The following is an 18,028-nucleotide window of genomic DNA, read 5'->3' as shown; positions in this document are numbered from 1 at the left end:
CATCGCGCCCTTGACCCTCGCCGCTACAGCCTGTATCAGCCGCGGTTTCCGAATTCGGTCAACACAATTGCTTAAGGCGTAAGCCCATGAAACGTACATTCCAGCCTTCGCGTCTCAAGCGCGCCCGCCGCCACGGTTTCCGTTCGCGCATGGCCACCAAGAATGGCCGCAAGGTGCTCGCACGTCGCCGTGCCAAAGGCCGCAAGGTCCTGTCTGCCTAAGGGGCACGCAGTACCATATGGGGTTTCCCCATGGCTGAGACATTGAATACCAGATCTGAGGTCGTACGGCTTACCGTGCGGCCTCAGTTTCTTTTTGTGCGCGGCGGACACGCAGAGCGGCGCAAGAGCCTTGTCGTTCAGGCCCGCCAGCGCCGCGCGATTGACGAGGAACCGCCGACCATCGGTGCCGGATTCACTGCGACAAAAAAGATTGGCAATGCCGTTATCCGCAATCGCTCCAAGCGCCGGCTGAAGGAGGCTTCACGCCTGTTGTTGCCGCAGCATGGGGTGCACGGGGTGGACTATGTATTCATCGCTCGCCTCGATACCGCTGACATTGGGTGGCAGCGTTTGCTTGACGATATGGAAAGCGCGCTGATAAGCCTCGCCGCAACCTTGAAGAGGGGGTCTGGCGAGGGGCCGGGCCCCATTCCTTTATCTGAAGATCACGGACCGTCGACATGAATCAGGGGATGGACCCTCAGGACCAGCGCAATTTCATCATCGCCATGGTGCTGATGATCGCATTTGTATTTGGCTATCAGGCGCTTGTTCTCAATCCGCAGCAAGAGCAACGCCGCGCCGCGCAGGAAGCCGCCGAGGCGCAGCAGGAGATTGCAACGCCAGAGGCGAACGAAGCGGTCGAAGCGCCGCCGACAATTGCTGCAACGGTCGACGAAGCGCTGTCGGTCAATCAGCGCGTCGACTTTGACGCTGACCGTGTTGATGGTTCGATCCGCCTGACCGGCTCGATCCTCGACGATCTGCAGCTGAAGGATCACTTCACAACGGTGGAGCGCGTGAATGAGCTGCGCCTGCTTCGCCCGACCAATGCCGAGTTTGGCTACTATGCCAGCTGGTACTGGTTCGACGGCACGTCGCCGGTGGCTGGTCCAACGGCCCGCTGGCAGCAGCAGGGCGGCGGCGAGCTGACCACCGCGTCGCCGATCACGCTCACCTATGAGAATGAGGGTATTTCGATCGAGCGCACGATCAGTGTCGACGATAACTACATGTTCACCTTCACCGACCGCGTGACCAATGCCGGGTCTGAGGTGCGCACGCTCTCTCCGCTTGGCTCGATCCGCCGGCACGGGGAATGGAAAGGCTTCCTGGAAGCAACAGACCCCGGCAGCTCACGCACGTCAGGCATGGCCCTTCAGGGGTTCATTGGCGTGTTCGACGGCAAGCTCACCTGGCGCAACTTCAAGAACCTCGACAAGGGCAAGGGCATCAAGGATGCCGATGACCAGGGCGCGCGCCGCGCGAGCGAGGGCGGCTGGGTCGGCTTCACCGACAAATACTGGATGACGACGCTGATCCCTGAACAGCAATATGAGTTTGCCGGCCAGTATCAGCGCCTGTCGCGCGAAACCGGACCTGTCCTGCAGCTGACAGCGGCCAGCGCGGGCCGGACGCTGCAGCCGGGCGAGACCATTACTGTTCAGAACCGCATCTTCTCCGGTGCGAAGGAAAACGCTGTCCTCAATGGCTATGAAGATGCAGGCGTTCCGCGGTTCGATGATGCAATCGACTGGGGGAACATCCTCTACTACATCACCAAGCCGCTCTTCGCGTTGCTGTCATGGCTGGAAGGCAAGGTTGGCACGTTCGGCTGGGCCATTCTGGCGCTGACCGTTCTGGTCCGTCTGCCGCTCGTGCCGCTGTACAACCAGTCGTACAAGTCGATGGCGAAGATGAAGAAGCTCACCGAGCCGATGAAGGAAATCCAGGAGCGTTTCGCGGCCGATCCGCAGCGGCGCCAGCAGGAGATCATGAAGCTCTACCAGCGTGAAAAGGCCAATCCGATCGCGGGTTGTATCCCGATCCTGTTCACGATTCCGGTCTTCTTCGCGCTCTACAAGACGCTCTACGTGACCATCGAGATGCGCCACGCATCTTTCTGGTTCATCAAGGATTTGTCGGCGCCTGACCCGACCGCGATCGGCAATCTGTTCGGCTTGCTGCCATGGGCTGCGGCAGACGTGAAAGCGATCCCGGTCATCGGTCTTGTCATCGGCATCGGTATCCTGCCGATCCTCTACGGTGTGACGATGGCTGGCATCCAGTCGCTCTCGCCGCCGCCAACCGATCCGACGCAGAAGATGATCATGCGCTTCCTGCCGATTATCTTCATGTTCGTGTTTGGCGGATTTGCTGCCGGCCTCGTCATGTACTGGGTGTGGTCGAACACGCTGTCGCTGATCCAGCAATACTTCATCATGCGGCGAAACGGGGTTGAAACCGAACTCGACAAGTTGATTGGTCGGCTATTGGGCCGAAGCAAGGAAGAAGCTTGAGCGAGACGCCTGAATTCTCCGAGGAAACGATTGAAGCGGCCCGCGTCCTGTGCGCGGGCCCTTGTGATTTCGTGCTCGGTGCAGCGGCGCTGACCCAGCTGCCGGAGGCCGACCGGCCCGAGATCGCCTTTGCGGGGCGGTCCAATGTCGGCAAGTCCTCGCTGATCAATGGCCTCCTCAATCGCAAGAACCTCGCCCGCGCCTCCCAGGAGCCGGGGCGCACGCGGGAGCTCAATTATTTTGACCTCGGCGAGGGCAAGATGTGGCTCGTCGACCTGCCAGGCTTTGGCTATGCCAAGGTCTCGCGAACCCAGGCGCATGAGTGGCAGCGCCTGACGCTTCGCTACCTGCAGGGGCGGGTCAACCTTCGCCGCGTCTTCCTGCTGGTCGATAGCCGCCGCGGCCTGATGGACACCGACCTCGATGTCATGGCCATGCTGAACTCGGCGGCTGTGACCTATCAGATCGTCATGACCAAGGCCGACAAGGTGAAGAAAACCGAGGCCGACAAGACCAAGGCGAAGATTGAAGCCGCGCTGAAGAAGCACCCGGCGGCGCACCCGGTTATTCGCGTAACGTCGTCTGAGAAAGGCTGGGGCCTGCCCGAGCTGCGCGCAGAAATCCTGCAGCTGACGCTATGAGCGGCTTTCTAAAGGTTTAGCGATCACCATGAAGCGCGCGGTGCTGGTCAAGCAACTCACTGGCGCGCAAATGAATCGGCCCGACAAAGTCCCCGATTGTCGCGTAGACCTCGGTTGCTGTGACGCCGGCATAGTTATGGCGCAAGGAATTGCCGATCTTTTTTACAGCTCTTAGGGTGTAGTTCGGAAACAGCGCTTCAAAGCGCCCGGTATCCAGCTTTCCTTCAAGTTGGATGCAGGCCTCAACAGTATTCTGGATCGCTTTCTCCGTGGCATACACCAGTGGCTCATCGCGAAGAAAGGATTGCTCGTCCTTCTCAGCGGTCCACGACAGTGCCTTTTCCGACTCTTCGAATATCTCGCCGACGAGATGCGCTTCGCGATTAGAAAGCAAGGATGCGGTCCCGGTCGATTTCGGCTTGTAAATACGGTTTTGAGGTCGGCTCTCTCACAAAGTCGACGTCCGCACCGAGCCAGTCTTCGAGGTCAATGACCAATTGCGCTCTATCCAGCACAGAAAAAGTTTCGTTCTCAATACGGGCAACGATATCGATATCGCTTTGCGGTGTCGATTCACCTCGGGCAACCGATCCGATTATAGACATGCTGACCACACCTTTTTCGCGAAGGGCGTCGCGGTGGGACTTCAAAATATTGATCGCCGATTTCAGATCCATAGTCATAATATATGCGTTTTGCAGCGTTCATTCCATTGGAAACTGGATTCAGTGAGGGCTTTAGTCTGGAGCATTGATTTCCAAACCTGCCATCGCCGCGACCTTGTAGACGGAACGCATGTTTCGCGCGGTCATCGGCACGGGGATCCATTTCTCGATCTTGTCTACAAGCTTCGAGCGCCCGATGCCATCCGGGGCGTAGAGGTAGAACACGTCATCGATAAGCTCGGTGCGCTCTGATCTGGCTTTCAGGTCATAGAGGGCGTCGAGGTCAGCCTTGTGGCCAGGCGCTTCGGCGAGGAAGAAGAAATGAACGGTTTTCGGATCATTCTGGCCCTTCCTGGCGAAGGGATTGGCGTCGAGCGCCTTTGACAGTTGTTCTGCCGACAGAACATGGCTGCGCGGGGCGAAGCCGAATGTCTTTTCTATTAGGCCCGTGATGGCATCGCCGACGGCGTCTGCGGACGTATGGAGCGACTTGAAAACAATGTTGCCGCTCTGAATGTAGGTTTGCACATCATCGAACGCGGCTGCCTGCATCGCGTCGCACAAATCCTTCATGGGGAGCTTGTTATTGCCGCCGACATTCACGCCGCGCAGGAAGACGATCCACTGATTCATTCAGGGACTATACCTCAGTCGCCGTCGTGTATGATAATTTCGTCAGGCTGGCGTGGTCCGTCATAGGCGCGATTGCGCTCCCAGCCATTCTCGCCCCAGGTGAAGGCTTCGCCGCGCCCGTTCACGCGCAGCGAGGATGAGGCGTAGGAGCCGTCTTCGGTATTGCCGTACATGTCGGCATAGCCATCACCATTCGTGTCACAGGTATAGAAGCTGCCGCTATGGGAACAGCTATTGTAGCCGACCCTCTGACCGTATGATGTGCCGGTTGGCCAACCGCCATAGGTGCCGAATGTGTTGGGCGTCCAGTACCCATTGGAGACGGTATAAGGCGACGGCGTGTAGCCGGGGGCCTGATAGGCTGAGCCGTAGGGCTGATTGTAGGAGGCTTCGGCGAAGCCCTGGCTGAGGCCGGCGGATATGGCTTCCAGCTCAGTCGCGGTGCAACCGGTCATCAGGAGACCGGCCATCGCGGCCAGACCGAGCTTTGCGCGCGTCTTGCGCGCCGGCGCCGCTTGAACGTTCATCGTGGTCCCCCCACTCCGTAATCCTGCGTGTGTTCAAGGCATTAACAGACCCAGCCTGACCGCAAGATGAACAGATCGTCACGAATTTCAAGAGAGGGCCGGTTCGAAGGCCGGATCGTGTCTAGTCTCGCTTGCCGCCGAGAAGCCGGTCTGCACGCGGATTGGTCCGGTTGCCCCTATCGCCCCGATTGCCACGGTTTCCGCGATCGGCGCGGCGATTGTCGCTGGACGGAGTGGTGTCCTGTGGCCGGCTCTGGCTCGGGCGGGGAGGGCTTTGCGGGCGGGTCTGGTTCTGGCTGCGATTGGCCTGATAGGCGCGGCGGGCCTGTTCGCCAGGCCTGGCTTCGCCGCGACGATTATCATTCTGCCTGCCGCGGTCGCCGCCTGGCTGGCCATAGACCTTCAGGCCGCCCGGGCCGGTGCGCCTGGCATTGTCGTCTCCGCGGTCACGATGGCGGTCGCCGCGATCGCGGTCCCGGTGGCCTCGATCACCCCGGTCAGCGTGGTCCCACCGATGGTCGCGATCACCGCGATCACCACGATCCCTGCGATGGTCGCGGTCGCCCCGATGACGGTCACCCCGGTCATGGTCGCGGCGCTGGTCACGATAGTTCGCATGCCGGTTGCCGCGATGATTGCGGCCCTGGCTGCGAAGCTGGAGATAGCGATTGCGATTGTGGCGATAGTAGCCTGACGAATAGCCGGTCACATAGGTCGGCGAGTAGGTGAAGAAGACGCCGCTGCGGTCATAATAGCCGGTGTCGCCGTAATAATAGCCCTCGCCGCCATAATAATAGTCGGCACCGTAATAGCTGTCGCCGTAATAGTATGGGTCGCCAGCATTGTAGCCATCGCTGTAATAGGCGTCGGCGCTGGCGGTGTAATAGCCGTCATAGCCATAGGTCGTGCAGCCGCTGGCCATCAGGCCGGCGCCGATAAGGCCAAGGCCGGCGCACCAGCGAGCGAGGCGAGGCTTGCGGGCTTTGGTCATGGATTGTCTCCGTTCGGGATTTCCTGTCATGAAACAAGGGTTAACAAACCCTGCCTGACTGTCAGATGAACGAAGATTGAACATCGACAGTTCCCGTCATTCACCACTTGCCAGAAACGCGGGTCTTTAGGACAATTGAGGGCGATGGCCGTGAGCATTCAGACAGCAGATCTCGACAGGAGCGACTTTCGCGAGCTGATCGCGTCTCACAAGGCGTTGATGCTCGAGACATCGCCGCCGGAAAGCTCGCATGCCTTGCTGATCGATGGGTTGAAGCGGCCTGACATGACCGTGTGGGAGATGCGGGACGGCGACAAGCTGGTCGGCTGCGGTGCGCTGAAGGGGCTGTCGGATGGACGGTCGGGCGAGATCAAGTCGATGCACACCGTGGCGCAGTTTCGCGGGGCGGGGCTCGGCCAGACAATGCTGAAGCACATCATGGCCGAGGCGCGGGAGCGGTATTATTCCAGGCTGATGCTGGAAACCGGGTCGCAGCCGGCCTTTGCTCCGGCGCGGCGGCTCTATCAGCGCAATGGCTTTGTGTTTCGCGGGCCGTTCGAAGGCTATCACGCCGACCCGCATTCCGTGTTCATGGAGCGGGCGCTGGACGCGTAGCGCGTGCAGCACCAGCGGCCGCAGACTCCGGGTGTGGAGCGCGGCAGGCGATCAGATTTTGTGTGAGCGCTCACTCAAGGTGGGTGGAGGCAGGGCGAGGGGCCAGTCTGGCGCTGTGGGGCGTGCTTGGTCAGGGCGGCCAGGCGCCGTGCGAAAGCCGCGCGGGACCCGTGCAGATGCGCTGCAAGCGCTGGCTCGTCCGCAAAGAGGGCCGCGAGCGGGCCGAGATGCAGCGGGGCAAGACGGGTCCAGGGCGCGGCGTCGACATCGGATGGCAGGCCGCCGCGCGCGGCACGCTCGGCCGCGCTCTCTCCGCAATGCTTGATGTAGATCACCCCATTGGGCTTCAGCGACCAGACAAGCCCGTCACAGCCATCCGCCCACGCCTCAGCCAGCGTGATCCGTAGGCAGGCAAGATAGAACCACAGCACCGGCCAGTATTGGACGGGCACGATCTGGTGGCATCTCTGAATGGTCGGCCAATCGAGCATGGGAAGGAGTATGCGACGGGCGCTGGGGGAGGGGGATGGATTGCTTCTACGGTTGTGGAAAAATCCATTTTTCTATTACTCTTATAAAAGAACAGAATTCTGAGGTTGGGGCGAGTGGCTGGGATCTATGATTGGTTGAGCACAAACGGGTTGAACGTGCTGATAGGAAGTGTCCTTACGGGACTGATTCTGCTGATCTTCAATCCAGTTAGGGATGCCATTTTCCGTTCATTCGCTGGTTTTGTTGGCTGGCTTCGGGCAATCGTTCTCGGACTGCCGAGCTATTTGGAGCTTCGAGCGTTCGTGCGGTCTCGACGTCCGATTTGGGCGTTTCGAAAGGGTACGAAAGTTTCGAATCCGAATGGACCTCCAGTTCTAACAGTAATGAATTTCAAGGGCGGCGTTGGAAAAACAACGATTGCAGCAAACTTAGCGGCTGCCTTATCGCGCGAAAGACTAGGCTACCGAGTTCTGTTGGTGGATTTGGATTATCAAGGATCGTTGTCGGATCTGCTGCGAGTTCGGATGGAGGGATCAGAAAATCTCGTGGGCGATCTCTTGAGAAACGCACGCGCAATAAAATCGAAAGACCAACTCGTATCCAAAACGCTAGGCTTGGACCGAGTGGATATCGTAACAGCTGAGTATGGTCTAACAGACGTAGAAGACAACGAAATGATGCGCTGGATGATGAATGATACGCGCGATGATGCTCGAAGTCGATTAGCCCGCACGTTGAGATCTGGAATGGTCAAAGTTTGGGAGCACTATGACGTAGTCATAATGGACGCCCCACCTCGCTTGAGCTTAGCTTCAGTGAACGCGCTCAAGGCTTCGAACTTCGTCCTCATCCCGACAAAGCTCCAACCGCTGTCTGTGCGGCCTATCAGCAAGATGTTGAACTACTTGGAAATGCTGCAGCGCCGAATTCGAAGCAACTTCGAGATATTGGGGGTGGTTTGCAACATGACGAGGATGGATCGTGAGCCGTCGGGCTCGGAAAATTTACCTTACGAAGAGATCATTGACGCGCTCGCTGCGCAGGCGCCCACCGCGAAAATCTACACGCAGTTTGTAAAAGACACAGTACACATTGGGAGACCGGAAGGCGCTAATATTGGATATCTACTTCCAGGAGCACCGGGCGACATCGTGCGAGCCACATTTGATAATTTAGCGCAAGAAATTGCGATCGACCTAAGGCTAAACAAACCACTGGCTAATGCGGCCGAATAGGCCCATTACTTTGCTTCGGAGGGGCTAAAATGGGCTACAGCGTTGGCGATCTTATTCGCTCTCTTCAGGACATCGAAGAGGCAATGCCAGGCGCAGCAAGTAAGCATCCTAGATTAGGTGTCAGAAAGACTGTGGCCTTTCTGAACGCACATAAGAATTCGTCGGTCGATCAGCTTGTCAGAAAACTTCGTGAAGAAGCCGCAACCAAGCCGGTAAGAAAGAAAAAACCGGCGGTCGTCCGTCAACAAACGGTCGCAAAACACGTTCATTCCTTGAAATCTGCTGGCTCAAGTCACAGCCTGTTTGTTGATTCGCTGGAGCAGCTAAAATCCGATGGAAATGTTCGCCTGACGGAGCTCAAACAAATAGTCGCTGAGTATGTTGGGAAAACAACCACTGTTGGAAGCAAAGCAAAAGCTTACGGACTTATTGAGCAAAAGTTCGATGGTTTTTGGAAACAGCAGCATCGCTCACAATAGCTCGTTATTGATCTTTCTGGCATGCGGCATCGCATGCCCTAGCCCTTCGACTTCGCTCAGGGTGACGGCGTGAGGGATGGCGGGCGCCTCACCTCCCCCACAAACATCAGCGGCCCTGCCTCATAGCCCAGTTCTTCGGCGTGGGTCTTGATCGTCTCTATGAGGGCGTCGTCGGGGGCTTTGGCCCGCGCGGGGATCCAGAGGTCTTTGCCCTCCGCCATAAACCTACCGCGCCGCCAGCCACGCCAGATATTGCTCGATCCAGAGGTCGCTGGTTGTGCCTTGGGGGCGCATGCCGAAGCCGTGGCCGCCGCCTGAATAGAGGTGAAACTCCACATCGTCGCTCTGCTTGAGCCAGGCTTGCACCATGGAGAGGTCATTGCGGGCGAAGAGGGGGTCATCAACGGCGATCGCGAAGAACAGGTCCGGGCGCGGCCCGCCCTCGATCGACAGCCACATGGGCGGATAGATCAGGCCGACATGGGCGAGCGCGGAGGCTTCCTCATAGTCCTCGATGAGCTGAATGGACGCCATGGCCCCCGCCGAAAACCCGATCACGCCAATCTGGTCCGGGGCGAGGCCCCACTCATCGGCGCGGCTCTGGACGAGCGCAATGGCGGCGGCGAGATCGTCGGCGGCCGGCTCATAGGCGATATCGCGGGCGTGGACGGGCGTATCGGCGGCCGGGTCCAGCCTCTCCTCCACCCGGCCCAGCGCCTGAAACTCCCGGCTGATCTGCACCAGAAAGGCGTCCGGCGCTTCTGGGGTCGGACGGGGGCGATATTTGAGGACAAAGGCCGTGTAGCCCTCGGCGGCGAGGCGTTCGGCCACCCAGAAGCCCTCGCTTTCGATGGAGACGAATGAGAAGCCGCCGCCGGGCATTATGATGACGGCCTGGCCATTGCCGCGTCCATTCTTGGGCATCACCGGGTAGAGCGACGGCTTTGAGACGTTGCGGACCCAGACCTGTCCGAAGACGCGGTTCCACTGTTCGGTGTCGGGCGCGGTCTCATCGACCGTGGGCAGATAGATCTGCTGACCGGGGACGGCGGGCACGATCTGGGCGGTGGGCGCTGTGTCGGCGGTCTGCGCTGCGGCGGGGCCTGTCCATATGAGGGCCAGAGCCAGCCCCAATATCCATCTCTTCATCGCGCGTCCTCGCCTTTTGTCCTGTTTGAAGAGCAGACAAGCGACAAGCGGCGCGGATGGCAAGGGCGTCCGTCGTTGGCAAGACCAGCACGAGCGGCCGCAGACCCGGGGTTTCGGGCGCGGCGACGGGCTTATTTGTGTGAACGCTCACTCCAGGCGGGTGGGGGGGAGGCGTGCCGGACTGTGGGAGGCCGGCAAGGGGCATCAGGGATGAGGCTGAAGACGGCGCGGTGCCAGCGTGGGCAAGGCGGCCTGCGCCCGCGGCGAAGAGCGCGGTCAGGGCAAGACCGCGCGAGCGCGCGCCCTCAAGATGGGCGAGACGGTGCGGCTCGAAGCCGGTCTTGAGGCGGGTCCAGGGGGCGTGGTCGAAACCGGGCGGCAGGCCGCCGCGCCGGGCGCGCTCGGCCGCGCTCTCACCCCAGTATTTTATGGAGATGACGCCATTGGGTTTGAGCGACCAGATCACCCCGTCACGCCCCTCGGCCCACGCCTTGTTCAGCGTGAGCTTGAGGCAGGCAAGATAGACCCACAGCACCGGACCGGTACTCTTTGGTTGCAGATGCGAAGGGTCTCCGAGTTGAGCATGGGGAGGAGAATAGGACGGGCGCTGGGGGAGGTGGATGGATTGCGTCGTCCGCAATGGGGGCAGAAACAGACTCTTGCAATCACTGTCGGAGTGTCCGATCAACGGGTCGGGCTCTTGTATACCGAGCGCGATTACCCCGTTTTCGCCATCCGGTTTTGAACTCTCGCGCAATTTGTAGGGCGGCGTTCCTTGAGCTAGTGATCGAAATGGAGCCAAAAAAGGGCCGGCGAACCGGCCCGAGCTTGTTGATTGTTGAAGACACGCTGCCTCTAGCCGCGCTTGTCGCGCATCTGCAGGACTAGGCCAATACCACCGACGACCAGGCTGGCGCAGCCAATTCCGAAACCGATAATCGAGATCACTTCATCACCTCCTTTCTTTGAGAGTGCCCGCAGTGTCGCCCGTGCTCGATAGCGCCGCCACAACGCTTGTGATCGTTCGAATTGCGTTTGCCGCTTTCGAAAATGTTTTCTCCTTTGGATGTGATTTCCAGCAATTTTGTGCGGTTTCGACTGTTTCGGAAGATTTTCGGAGATTGCTCTTTCTACATGTGCCCACTTATTTACAATCTCAGCTTGTCAAGCGGATTTCAGGGGAATTCAAAGGTTGAACCTGCATTCAATATAATTAATGATTTTCGAAAGAATTCGAGGGTTGATGGATGATGTTTCCCAGAACAAAGGTGATGGCTGTTCCGCCTAAGCAGGCGTCACTGGATGACCAGAAAAAGAAAAACAAACGAAACGCATCCTACAGCGTATATACCGACCCAAAGATCGAACCTGCCAAACGGCGGTTTACCCAATCCCAACTGGAGGTCTTATACCGACTGACGGATGGTTCGGTCACGGGCGAAGAAGTTCTTCAACACCGCAACAGAAAACTGTTCGTGGCCAAAGGCTCATGGGGCCACCTCAACATCTCTCAACTGATCGATGGTCTTCAAAAGTTCGTTGCGAACGCCCGTGCGGTCAATCCGAAGAACCGCACGCTCTACGTTGGCCCTAACCTCATCAAGCGCCCCGAGATTGACGATATTGTCAGCGGCGATCCGACATCGCCTTTCATCTATCTGCGCGCGCATAATGTCGTCCGTGCGGCGACAGCGCTGCAGTTCAGGCCCGTAACGAATTACACTGATGATCACGTATCAACGAAAGACGGCTTTCTCGACGGGATGCTAATTGCTTCCATCTGGTCTGCAAATGCTGCATTGGTGAAAGACATCTACGACATGGCAACGCCTGACGAACTGGCAGCTATGATTAACAATCTGTGGCATAAACACAATGCGAGTGTGAGCCGCACATTCTTCGAAGATCGAATATTTCCGGAGCTTTCTGCAGACGGGCGTCGTGAACGAAAGGGATATGGCATAACAAAGAAATTAGCCGACGCGCTGTATATTGAATTAAAGACAATCGCAGAGGCTCACACTAGCTCCATCCCGCCCTTCGGCCTGATGTTTCCACACGATCACGATCGCACCCACGCGAACGGGCGACGCGTATTCTGCCTTTCATCATCGGATGGCAATCTGGTCTAGCTCTCTTCGGGCGATAGCTTGGCGAAGGGCAGAAAAGCGTCGTAGTCAAAATCGAGGCCGCGCGATTGCAGGCATTCGACGATCTTTACGAAACGCTTAGGTCCAATGAATGGCATATAGTAAATATTGCCAGGATTCTCGTCGGCGAGCTTGAACAGATCGGTGTAACCAAGTTCGTGCAGCAGATAGGCGACCGAATGCCCTGCATGTTCTTCCATCGCAAGCAGCGTCCGATAATGCGTCCGTTCGCCGAATTCTTCGAGAGTCTCGCCCATTCGCACCCACGCGTCTTGTTCCGAACCCATTTAATAGGACGCACGCCCTTTTCTATATAAGGGATGCGGTTCGCTCAAAAGCGCAAGATATTGTGGTTTTGTGGCGGTCCTTCTTTGTGGAAAACACGCCGCTCAGCGCCCCCCTGTCCGCTTCCGGCGAATGATTGCCCTTCCTTGCCGCCGCATCGGAACGTCTGCTTTCGGGATTTTGAGGCACTGGAATTTTTTGCGCATCACCCCGCAAACTCCAGCGGTCCAGTCTCATACCCCAACGCTTCGGCCTTCTTCAGGATCCGGTCGATGACGGTCTGGTCGGGGGCTTCGTCGCGGGCGAGGATCCAGAGGTATTTGCCGTTGGGGCTGCCGACGAGGGCGGCGCTGTAGTCGGGTTCCAGGTGCAGGATCCAGTAGTCGCCCCAGGCGAAGGGGACCCATTCGGGGGCGAATTTCACTTTGAGTTTTGAGTTGTTCGAGCCTTCGACCGGTTTGGCGACACCTTCGGCGACATCGCGCTTGCCGGTCTTTTCCTTGGTGCAGGAATTGGTGACGGAGATGCGGCCGTCGTCTCGCAGGCCGTATTCGGCGGTGGTGTCGGTGCAGCCTTTCTCAAAGCTGTTGGGGTAGCGCGCAATCTCATGCCAGAGGCCGGCATATTTCTCGAGGTCGACGGAGGCGACGGTCTGAGGCGGGGTGGACTCTTCGCGGTAGTCCGGCTGCGAGAGATAGGAGCAGGCGGAAAGGGCGATGGCAGAGGTGGCGGCAAGGGCGAGGGCGCGGATCATGTGGGGCTCCATATCAAGTGTCGAAAACAAACGCGTCAGACCCGATATGGTTTTTTCTGATGTGCTGACGAGGTCAGACTTTTCGGCCCGGTCTTGTGGCCGCGCATGGGCGGCATCATGTCATCGGCTCATGAAAAAGCTGGAAGGACCCTCCCGATGAAACTTTATTATTTGCCCGGTGCCTGCTCGATGTCCTCGCACATCGTCATCAACGAACTTGGAAAGCCTGTGACGCTTGAAAAAGTCGACAAAAAGAACGGCAAGACGGAAAGCGGGGCGGATTACAGCAAGATCAATCCGCGCGGCTATGTGCCGGCGCTGGAGCTCGATAGCGGCGAGGTGCTGACCGAGAATATCGCCATCCTGACCTATCTCGGCGAAGGCCATGACAGCCTGCTGCCAGCCTCCGGCCTTGAACGGGCGCGCGTGATTGAGGTGCTATCCTTCCTCGGCACCGAGCTGCACAAGGCGTTCGCGCCGTACTTTGGCGGCAATGCCGGCGAGGCCGAGACGGAGAAGCTGAAGTCCAAGCTGGGCCAGCTCGAAGCCTGGCTCGGTGACAAGGCCTTCCTGACCGGGGACGATTTCACGGTGGCCGACGCCTATGGCTTCGTCATCCTGAACTGGACCAGCGTGGTCAAGCTGCCGCTCGATAGCTGGCCGAAGCTGAAGGCGTATCATGAGAAGATCGCGGCGCGGCCGTCGGTGAAGCAGGCGATGCAGGCGGAAGGGCTTGTGGCCGCCTGATTGGCGCAGTCCGGATCCGGCGGTGGCAGGGATCAGTCTGCCGCCGGAAATCCGCCGGGCGGGGCGAGGCTGCTCGCGACTTCGCGATAGGGCTTCCACGCGCCCTCATGCTTTTTCAGGATCATGAGGTAGGTGTTCGGAATCTCCACGCGGACGTCTGCGCCTTCCGGCAGGTATGAGGCGATTGTGGTGCCGTATTCATAGGCCCAGTCTTCATCGATGATGACCAGCTCTTTCGGTGTGATGTCGAGGCTGTAGCCGGGCGGGAAGGGGCCGTCTGTGGCGGCGGCAAACATCTCAAGGTGCGCCGGGCCGCCGGGCATGACCTGCTCAAACGCCGGATGGCTGAGCGCGCCGAGGGCGGCGAAATCCTGCGCGGCCATGGCGGCCGTGAAGTTGGCGCGGACCTGGTCAATCGCGGCAGCTTCGGCGGTTTCGTCGATGGCGGGCGGCGCAGTGGTGGAGCAGGCGGCAGTCAGCGTGAGGGTCGCGGTGAGCAAGGCGAGGCGGATCGATCTGGTGTGTGTCATGGCATCCCTTCCCAGCTTTATGACGGCATGGATCGTTGCACCAGGCGGAGGGCTTGGAAAGAGCGTTTTCAAATTTCTTGAACACGACAAAAAATTATTATTTTGGTTGAAAATAGGGCCGCATTACCAAAAAATATAAAACTAAAGTATAGATTTTGTCCGATTTTGTCATACGGTGTTCCGGCCAACAAACTTGTTGGTGTCAGGAAAAAGGACATTCAAATGATCACAAAACTAGCCGTTCTGACGGTCGCGCTGACCGCAGGGATAGGGGCAGCATTCTCAGGCGAATCTGCAGCATTGGCCGACAACCCGGCACCAAATGTTCTGGCGCAATATCTGGATGTTGAAAGTCAGCCGACAAATCAGTCATTCGCTGCACCGGTGGTGGCGAGGCACTGTCAGCCCATGGCATATGAAGAATGTCTCATTAATGGGTACCCTCCCGTAGGCTGTGCCCGAATGTATTGTCCCGATAAACACGCGTTCTAACTTACCCTCTTCGACGGGAGCGGCAGGTGGTCGCTCCCGTCCTTTTGCTGCTTTAGCTGCGAGATCGGTCGTTCAATAACGCTGTGGGCTTAACCCGGCCACAAAACTCCGCTACACGCCAGCTCCATGAGTGAAACGACACCGAATCCTGGCCAGTTTACCGCGGCCACGCTTTCCGAGGCGCTGCCTTACATCCAGCGCTATGACAACAAGACCGTGGTCATCAAATATGGTGGCCATGCCATGGTGGATGAGGCGCTGGCCGAAGCGTTTGCGCGCGATCTTGTGCTGCTGAAGCATATGGGGGTGAACCCCGTCGTCGTGCATGGCGGGGGGCCGCAGATAGCGAAATTGCTGGAGCGCCTTGGCATCCAGTCGGAGTTTCGCGATGGCCTGCGTGTCACCGATGATGCGACCATGGAAGTGGTCGAAATGGTCCTCTCCGGGCCGATCAACAAGTCGATTGTGCGCGCCATCAACAAGGCGGGCGGCAAGGCGGTTGGCCTGTCTGGATCGGACGCGGACCTGATGCGCGTGCGCCGGGCCACGCGCACGAGCAAGGACCCGGACAGCCATGTCGAGCAGGTGATCGATCTTGGTTATGTCGGCGAGCCGGAAGCGATTGATGTGTCGGTGCTGAATTTGCTGACCGACTATGATCATGACTTCATCCCTGTCATTGCGCCGGTCGGATTCGACGGCGAGGGCAAGCGCTACAACGTCAATGCGGACACGGCGGCGGGCGCGATTGCCGAGGCGCTGGGCGCGAGCCGCCTGTTGCTGCTGACCGATGTGGTGGGCGTGAAGGACAAGTCCGGTGAATTGATGCGCGAGATCAAAGCGGACGCGGTCGCGTCCCTCATCGCCGACGGCACAGTTTCAGGCGGAATGATTCCGAAGCTTGAAACGGCCGCCGGAGCGGTCAAGAATGGCGTTGGAGGGGCTGTCATCTTGGACGGCCGGGCGAAACATGCCCTGCTCATGGAGCTATTTACTGAACATGGTGCAGGTACGATTGTTCTCTAAATCCGTTATCGCAGGTCTTGGCCTCTGGCTTGTTGCCGGGCTGGCCGGTTTTGGCGCTGGCAGCGCCGATGCGCAGGGGCGCGAGAAGGGCTGGACGCTGTGCAACCGGACCTCCTATGTGATCGAGGCCGCCGTCGCGCGGTATGAAGGCCAGGGCGTTGTCGTCGATGGCTGGAAGCGGCTGCGGCCCGGCGCGTGTGAACTGGCGCTGGCCGGTGAGCTGCGCCCCGGCGTGCACTATCTTTTCGGGCGCTCATCGACCGCGCATCGCGGCGGCCGCAAGGTCTGGGGCGGGGATGTCCCGCTTTGCGTGGACTCGTCCGGCAGCTTCTCTGTCGAGAGCCCGCAGGACTGTTCGGCCATGGGGCTTGAGCCGCGCGACTTCCGGCCGGTTCTGGTCGAGAACAAGTCGAGCTGGAGCACGAGCTTCACCGAAACCGAGGATTATGACGCCAAGAAATCAGCAGCGGCTGGCGTGCAGCGGCTGCTGGCGGATGCTGGCGTGTTCAACGGAAACATCGATGGCGATATCGGCCGCAAGACGCGCACCGCGATTGGCGAATTCCTGTCGCAGAACAATCTGCCGGCCGAGACGTCCGATGATGATCTCATCGATGTGCTGGAGCAGATCGCGCAGGAACGGGGCCGCAATATCGGGCTGACGCTGTGTAACCGCACACGCAACCGCATCTGGTCGGCCATTGCGCGGCGGCGTGGCGAAGGCTGGGAAAGCCGGGGCTGGTGGATGCTGGAGTCGGGTGGCTGTGCGCGGGTGATCGATGAGCCATTGCTGACGGCGGAGCATTTTGTCTTTGCAGAGATGGAAGAGGGCGGAAAACTGCGGACGCTGAAGAATGCGACTGATCCGTTCTGCGTGGCGCGGGTTCGTTTTGCGATCCTTGGCCGCAAGGATTGCGAAGCGGCGGCCTATCGCACCGGCCTGTTCAAGGCGACGCCGCCGGCGGAAAATCGCCGCCTGATGTTCGAATTCTTCGAGCGTGACTTCGCCGAGGCCGACTCTTGATCCTGCCCGATCTCGACATGAGCCGGATCGAGGGGCGCGATATCTGGGTGTTTGACCTCGACAACACGCTCTACCCGGCAGAATGCGATCTCTTCGCCCAGATTGACCAGCGCATGACGGATTTCGTTGCGCGATTCCTTCGCATGGAGCGGGCTGAAGCCAGAGCCCTGCAGAAGCAGTATTATGCCAAGCACGGCACGACGCTGAAGGGCATGATGACGATGCACGGCATGGACCCGGCGGAGTTCCTGGCGCATGTCCACGAAATCGATCTTTCAGTCATTCCGCCGATGCCGAACCTGCGCGAGGCGATCGCGGCACTGCCGGGGCGCAAGCTGGTGTATACAAACGGCTCTCGCGGGCATGCCGAGCGCGTGACCCGGCACATGGAGCTGTTCGACCATTTCGACGAGATGTTCGGGATCGAGGACGCTGGCTATCATCCCAAACCGTCGCAGGCGGCCTATGACGCGTTCTGCAAGGCGCATGATGTCGACCCGCAGCGGTCTGTCTTCTTTGAGGATATGGAGCGCAATCTCGCCCCGGCGCATGCGATGGGGTTTACGACGGTTCTGGTTGGCTCCGACAAGGACTGGAGTCATGAACCGGTCGAGGCCCGCCCGGCCGGCGCCGACGATGCGGCGCATCCGCATGTCGATTATCTGACGAGCGACCTGACGGGCTTCCTGCAAGGCGTCCTGAAGGCGCTTGGCCCGGAACAAGACGTGGCGGCCGGGCAGGGCTAGAGGCGGTTGCGCGGCACGCGGTCTCTCCGTCATAAAGGGAGTCTGGCCCGAAGGAGGATTGGCATGAGGCAGATAAGCAGATGGACCGCAAAACACGTGGGTATCGGGCTGCTGGCTGGCCTCGCCGTGGCGGGCGTCACGGCTTGCAGTGGTCAGGACACTGTACCTGAGGACATGTCAGCGCCGGAAATTTCCGCTCCGGACGATTTGAACGAAGCGGCCGAAGGCGATGCGGCGCTTATCGCGAACGGACGCGACATCGTCGAGGTGCAATGCACGTCCTGTCATGCCATCGGCGCGGACGACGAAAGCCCGCGGACCGATGC

The 18,028-nt window shown here is 59.2% G+C and carries 24 protein-coding genes; 13 read left to right on the top strand and 11 right to left on the bottom strand.

The window, feature by feature from the left end; genetic code table 11:
- The first annotated feature begins 86 nt into the window (after positions 1-86).
- Genes rpmH through yihA form a run of 4 tightly spaced genes read left to right on the top strand, consistent with a single transcriptional unit; the run spans position 87 to position 3,162 of the window.
- Positions 87-221: a 50S ribosomal protein L34 gene (gene rpmH / locus WNY37_RS16635; protein ID WP_084391371.1), complete on the top strand. Its 135-nt coding sequence runs from the start codon at positions 87-89 to the stop codon at positions 219-221.
- Between the two features lie 30 nt (positions 222-251).
- Positions 252-686, top strand: coding sequence for a ribonuclease P protein component (rnpA, locus tag WNY37_RS16630; RefSeq protein WP_342974521.1), 435 nt, complete (start codon positions 252-254; stop codon positions 684-686).
- Complete coding sequence (gene yidC / locus WNY37_RS16625) at positions 683-2,521, top strand: membrane protein insertase YidC (RefSeq protein WP_342974520.1); 1,839 nt, start codon at positions 683-685, stop codon at positions 2,519-2,521. The genes rnpA and yidC overlap by 4 nt, the downstream gene beginning before the upstream one ends.
- Entirely contained in the window at positions 2,518-3,162 is a 645-nt protein-coding gene (gene yihA / locus WNY37_RS16620) for a ribosome biogenesis GTP-binding protein YihA/YsxC (RefSeq protein ID WP_342974519.1), read from the top strand. Before yidC ends, yihA begins: the two co-directional genes overlap by 4 nt.
- A 16-nt stretch (positions 3,163-3,178) precedes the next feature.
- Here yihA and WNY37_RS16615 read toward each other — a convergent pair whose 3' ends face one another.
- The 5 genes from WNY37_RS16615 to WNY37_RS16595 all read right to left on the bottom strand — a co-directional run bounded on the left by WNY37_RS16615 (position 3,179) and on the right by WNY37_RS16595 (position 5,978).
- Positions 3,179-3,556, bottom strand: a complete 378-nt coding sequence (locus WNY37_RS16615) for a HepT-like ribonuclease domain-containing protein (protein WP_342974518.1) — start codon at positions 3,554-3,556, stop codon at positions 3,179-3,181.
- Positions 3,546-3,845 (bottom strand): nucleotidyltransferase domain-containing protein, encoded by a 300-nt coding sequence (locus tag WNY37_RS16610; protein WP_342974517.1) that lies wholly within the window; start codon positions 3,843-3,845, stop codon positions 3,546-3,548. The genes WNY37_RS16615 and WNY37_RS16610 overlap by 11 nt, the downstream gene beginning before the upstream one ends.
- A 54-nt stretch (positions 3,846-3,899) precedes the next feature.
- Positions 3,900-4,460 (bottom strand): DUF1697 domain-containing protein, encoded by a 561-nt coding sequence (locus WNY37_RS16605; protein WP_342974516.1) that lies wholly within the window; start codon positions 4,458-4,460, stop codon positions 3,900-3,902.
- 14 nt (positions 4,461-4,474) lie between these two features.
- The gene (locus WNY37_RS16600; protein ID WP_342974515.1) at positions 4,475-4,987 is read right to left on the bottom strand and encodes a hypothetical protein; all 513 of its coding nucleotides are present in this window, start codon (positions 4,985-4,987) and stop codon (positions 4,475-4,477) included.
- A 121-nt stretch (positions 4,988-5,108) separates the two neighbouring features.
- On the bottom strand, positions 5,109-5,978 hold the full coding sequence (locus WNY37_RS16595; RefSeq protein WP_342974514.1) for a hypothetical protein: 870 nt from the start codon (positions 5,976-5,978) through the stop codon (positions 5,109-5,111).
- A gap of 144 nt (positions 5,979-6,122) precedes the next feature.
- Between WNY37_RS16595 and WNY37_RS16590 the strand changes: the two genes are divergently transcribed.
- Entirely contained in the window at positions 6,123-6,593 is a 471-nt protein-coding gene (locus WNY37_RS16590; protein ID WP_342974513.1) for a GNAT family N-acetyltransferase, read from the top strand.
- A 74-nt stretch (positions 6,594-6,667) separates the two neighbouring features.
- On the opposite strand, the gene WNY37_RS16585 is transcribed toward WNY37_RS16590, so the two are convergent.
- Positions 6,668-7,084, bottom strand: coding sequence for a hypothetical protein (locus WNY37_RS16585; protein WP_342974512.1), 417 nt, complete (start codon positions 7,082-7,084; stop codon positions 6,668-6,670).
- Between the two features lie 114 nt (positions 7,085-7,198).
- Here WNY37_RS16585 and WNY37_RS16580 point away from each other — a divergent pair, with 114 nt between their 5' ends.
- Together WNY37_RS16580 and WNY37_RS16575 are read left to right on the top strand one after the other, a co-directional pair.
- Positions 7,199-8,320 carry a ParA family protein gene (locus tag WNY37_RS16580; protein WP_342974511.1) on the top strand — a complete coding sequence of 374 codons (1,122 nt, stop codon included), beginning with the start codon at positions 7,199-7,201 and terminating at the stop codon, positions 8,318-8,320.
- 29 nt (positions 8,321-8,349) lie between these two features.
- Positions 8,350-8,799: a hypothetical protein gene (locus WNY37_RS16575; RefSeq protein WP_342974510.1), complete on the top strand. Its 450-nt coding sequence runs from the start codon at positions 8,350-8,352 to the stop codon at positions 8,797-8,799.
- A 56-nt stretch (positions 8,800-8,855) separates the two neighbouring features.
- Here the strand turns inward: WNY37_RS16575 and WNY37_RS16570 are convergent, their stop codons facing one another.
- A complete protein-coding gene (locus WNY37_RS16570) occupies positions 8,856-9,020 on the bottom strand; it encodes a hypothetical protein (RefSeq protein ID WP_342974509.1) in 165 nt (54 codons plus the stop codon).
- Positions 9,021-9,024: 4 nt separating this feature from the next.
- Positions 9,025-9,948: a dienelactone hydrolase family protein gene (locus WNY37_RS16565; protein WP_342974508.1), complete on the bottom strand. Its 924-nt coding sequence runs from the start codon at positions 9,946-9,948 to the stop codon at positions 9,025-9,027.
- A gap of 238 nt (positions 9,949-10,186) precedes the next feature.
- On the opposite strand from WNY37_RS16565, the gene WNY37_RS16560 reads away from it, so the two are divergent.
- Complete coding sequence (locus tag WNY37_RS16560; RefSeq protein WP_342974507.1) at positions 10,187-10,693, top strand: hypothetical protein; 507 nt, start codon at positions 10,187-10,189, stop codon at positions 10,691-10,693.
- Positions 10,694-11,195: 502 nt separating this feature from the next.
- Complete coding sequence (locus WNY37_RS16555) at positions 11,196-12,080, top strand: hypothetical protein (RefSeq protein WP_342974506.1); 885 nt, start codon at positions 11,196-11,198, stop codon at positions 12,078-12,080.
- Here the strand turns inward: WNY37_RS16555 and WNY37_RS16550 are convergent.
- Positions 12,077-12,355, bottom strand: a complete 279-nt coding sequence (locus tag WNY37_RS16550) for a hypothetical protein (RefSeq protein WP_342974505.1) — start codon at positions 12,353-12,355, stop codon at positions 12,077-12,079. The genes WNY37_RS16555 and WNY37_RS16550 overlap by 4 nt on opposite strands.
- Positions 12,356-12,588: 233 nt before the next feature.
- Entirely contained in the window at positions 12,589-13,137 is a 549-nt protein-coding gene (locus WNY37_RS16545; RefSeq protein ID WP_342974504.1) for a lipocalin family protein, read from the bottom strand.
- A gap of 156 nt (positions 13,138-13,293) precedes the next feature.
- Here WNY37_RS16545 and WNY37_RS16540 point away from each other — a divergent pair, with 156 nt between their 5' ends.
- On the top strand, positions 13,294-13,884 hold the full coding sequence (locus WNY37_RS16540) for a glutathione binding-like protein (RefSeq protein WP_342974503.1): 591 nt from the start codon (positions 13,294-13,296) through the stop codon (positions 13,882-13,884).
- A gap of 32 nt (positions 13,885-13,916) precedes the next feature.
- Here WNY37_RS16540 and WNY37_RS16535 read toward each other — a convergent pair whose 3' ends face one another.
- Positions 13,917-14,414 carry a DUF4440 domain-containing protein gene (locus WNY37_RS16535; RefSeq protein WP_342974502.1) on the bottom strand — a complete coding sequence of 166 codons (498 nt, stop codon included), beginning with the start codon at positions 14,412-14,414 and terminating at the stop codon, positions 13,917-13,919.
- 618 nt (positions 14,415-15,032) lie between these two features.
- Here WNY37_RS16535 and argB point away from each other — a divergent pair.
- The 3 genes from argB to WNY37_RS16520 are packed head-to-tail and all read left to right on the top strand — an operon-like array spanning position 15,033 to position 17,702.
- Positions 15,033-15,932 carry an acetylglutamate kinase gene (gene argB / locus WNY37_RS16530; RefSeq protein ID WP_342974501.1) on the top strand — a complete coding sequence of 300 codons (900 nt, stop codon included), beginning with the start codon at positions 15,033-15,035 and terminating at the stop codon, positions 15,930-15,932.
- Entirely contained in the window at positions 15,922-16,956 is a 1,035-nt protein-coding gene (locus WNY37_RS16525) for a DUF1036 domain-containing protein (RefSeq protein WP_342974500.1), read from the top strand. The genes argB and WNY37_RS16525 overlap by 11 nt, the downstream gene beginning before the upstream one ends.
- A complete protein-coding gene (locus WNY37_RS16520) occupies positions 16,953-17,702 on the top strand; it encodes a pyrimidine 5'-nucleotidase (protein ID WP_342974499.1) in 750 nt (249 codons plus the stop codon). The genes WNY37_RS16525 and WNY37_RS16520 overlap by 4 nt, the downstream gene beginning before the upstream one ends.
- Positions 17,703-18,028 lie beyond the last annotated feature (326 nt).

Origin of the sequence: Henriciella sp. AS95 (assembly GCF_038900055.1) — a bacterium.
Lineage (GTDB): Bacteria > Pseudomonadota > Alphaproteobacteria > Caulobacterales > Hyphomonadaceae > Henriciella.
Note: the sequence above shows the minus strand (reverse complement) of the source record. Positions and strands in the feature narration are given on the sequence as shown.

What these genes read in the sequence shown, in the direction of transcription:
- rnpA (WP_342974521.1), top strand. Translation starts at nt 252, where the DNA reads ATGGCTGAGACATTGAATACCAGATCTGAGGTCGTACGGCTTACCGTG.
- WNY37_RS16555 (WP_342974506.1), top strand. Translation starts at nt 11,196, where the DNA reads ATGATGTTTCCCAGAACAAAGGTGATGGCTGTTCCGCCTAAGCAGGCG.
- WNY37_RS16570 (WP_342974509.1), bottom strand. Translation starts at nt 9,020, where the DNA reads ATGGCGGAGGGCAAAGACCTCTGGATCCCCGCGCGGGCCAAAGCCCCC.
- WNY37_RS16565 (WP_342974508.1), bottom strand. Translation starts at nt 9,948, where the DNA reads ATGAAGAGATGGATATTGGGGCTGGCTCTGGCCCTCATATGGACAGGC.
- WNY37_RS16545 (WP_342974504.1), bottom strand. Translation starts at nt 13,137, where the DNA reads ATGATCCGCGCCCTCGCCCTTGCCGCCACCTCTGCCATCGCCCTTTCC.
- argB (WP_342974501.1), top strand. Translation starts at nt 15,033, where the DNA reads ATGAGTGAAACGACACCGAATCCTGGCCAGTTTACCGCGGCCACGCTT.
- WNY37_RS16575 (WP_342974510.1), top strand. Translation starts at nt 8,350, where the DNA reads ATGGGCTACAGCGTTGGCGATCTTATTCGCTCTCTTCAGGACATCGAA.
- WNY37_RS16600 (WP_342974515.1), bottom strand. Translation starts at nt 4,987, where the DNA reads ATGAACGTTCAAGCGGCGCCGGCGCGCAAGACGCGCGCAAAGCTCGGT.
- WNY37_RS16585 (WP_342974512.1), bottom strand. Translation starts at nt 7,084, where the DNA reads ATGCTCGATTGGCCGACCATTCAGAGATGCCACCAGATCGTGCCCGTC.
- rpmH (WP_084391371.1), top strand. Translation starts at nt 87, where the DNA reads ATGAAACGTACATTCCAGCCTTCGCGTCTCAAGCGCGCCCGCCGCCAC.
- WNY37_RS16590 (WP_342974513.1), top strand. Translation starts at nt 6,123, where the DNA reads ATGGCCGTGAGCATTCAGACAGCAGATCTCGACAGGAGCGACTTTCGC.
- WNY37_RS16610 (WP_342974517.1), bottom strand. Translation starts at nt 3,845, where the DNA reads ATGACTATGGATCTGAAATCGGCGATCAATATTTTGAAGTCCCACCGC.
- WNY37_RS16535 (WP_342974502.1), bottom strand. Translation starts at nt 14,414, where the DNA reads ATGACACACACCAGATCGATCCGCCTCGCCTTGCTCACCGCGACCCTC.
- WNY37_RS16540 (WP_342974503.1), top strand. Translation starts at nt 13,294, where the DNA reads ATGAAACTTTATTATTTGCCCGGTGCCTGCTCGATGTCCTCGCACATC.
- yidC (WP_342974520.1), top strand. Translation starts at nt 683, where the DNA reads ATGAATCAGGGGATGGACCCTCAGGACCAGCGCAATTTCATCATCGCC.
- WNY37_RS16605 (WP_342974516.1), bottom strand. Translation starts at nt 4,460, where the DNA reads ATGAATCAGTGGATCGTCTTCCTGCGCGGCGTGAATGTCGGCGGCAAT.
- WNY37_RS16550 (WP_342974505.1), bottom strand. Translation starts at nt 12,355, where the DNA reads ATGGGCGAGACTCTCGAAGAATTCGGCGAACGGACGCATTATCGGACG.
- WNY37_RS16595 (WP_342974514.1), bottom strand. Translation starts at nt 5,978, where the DNA reads ATGACCAAAGCCCGCAAGCCTCGCCTCGCTCGCTGGTGCGCCGGCCTT.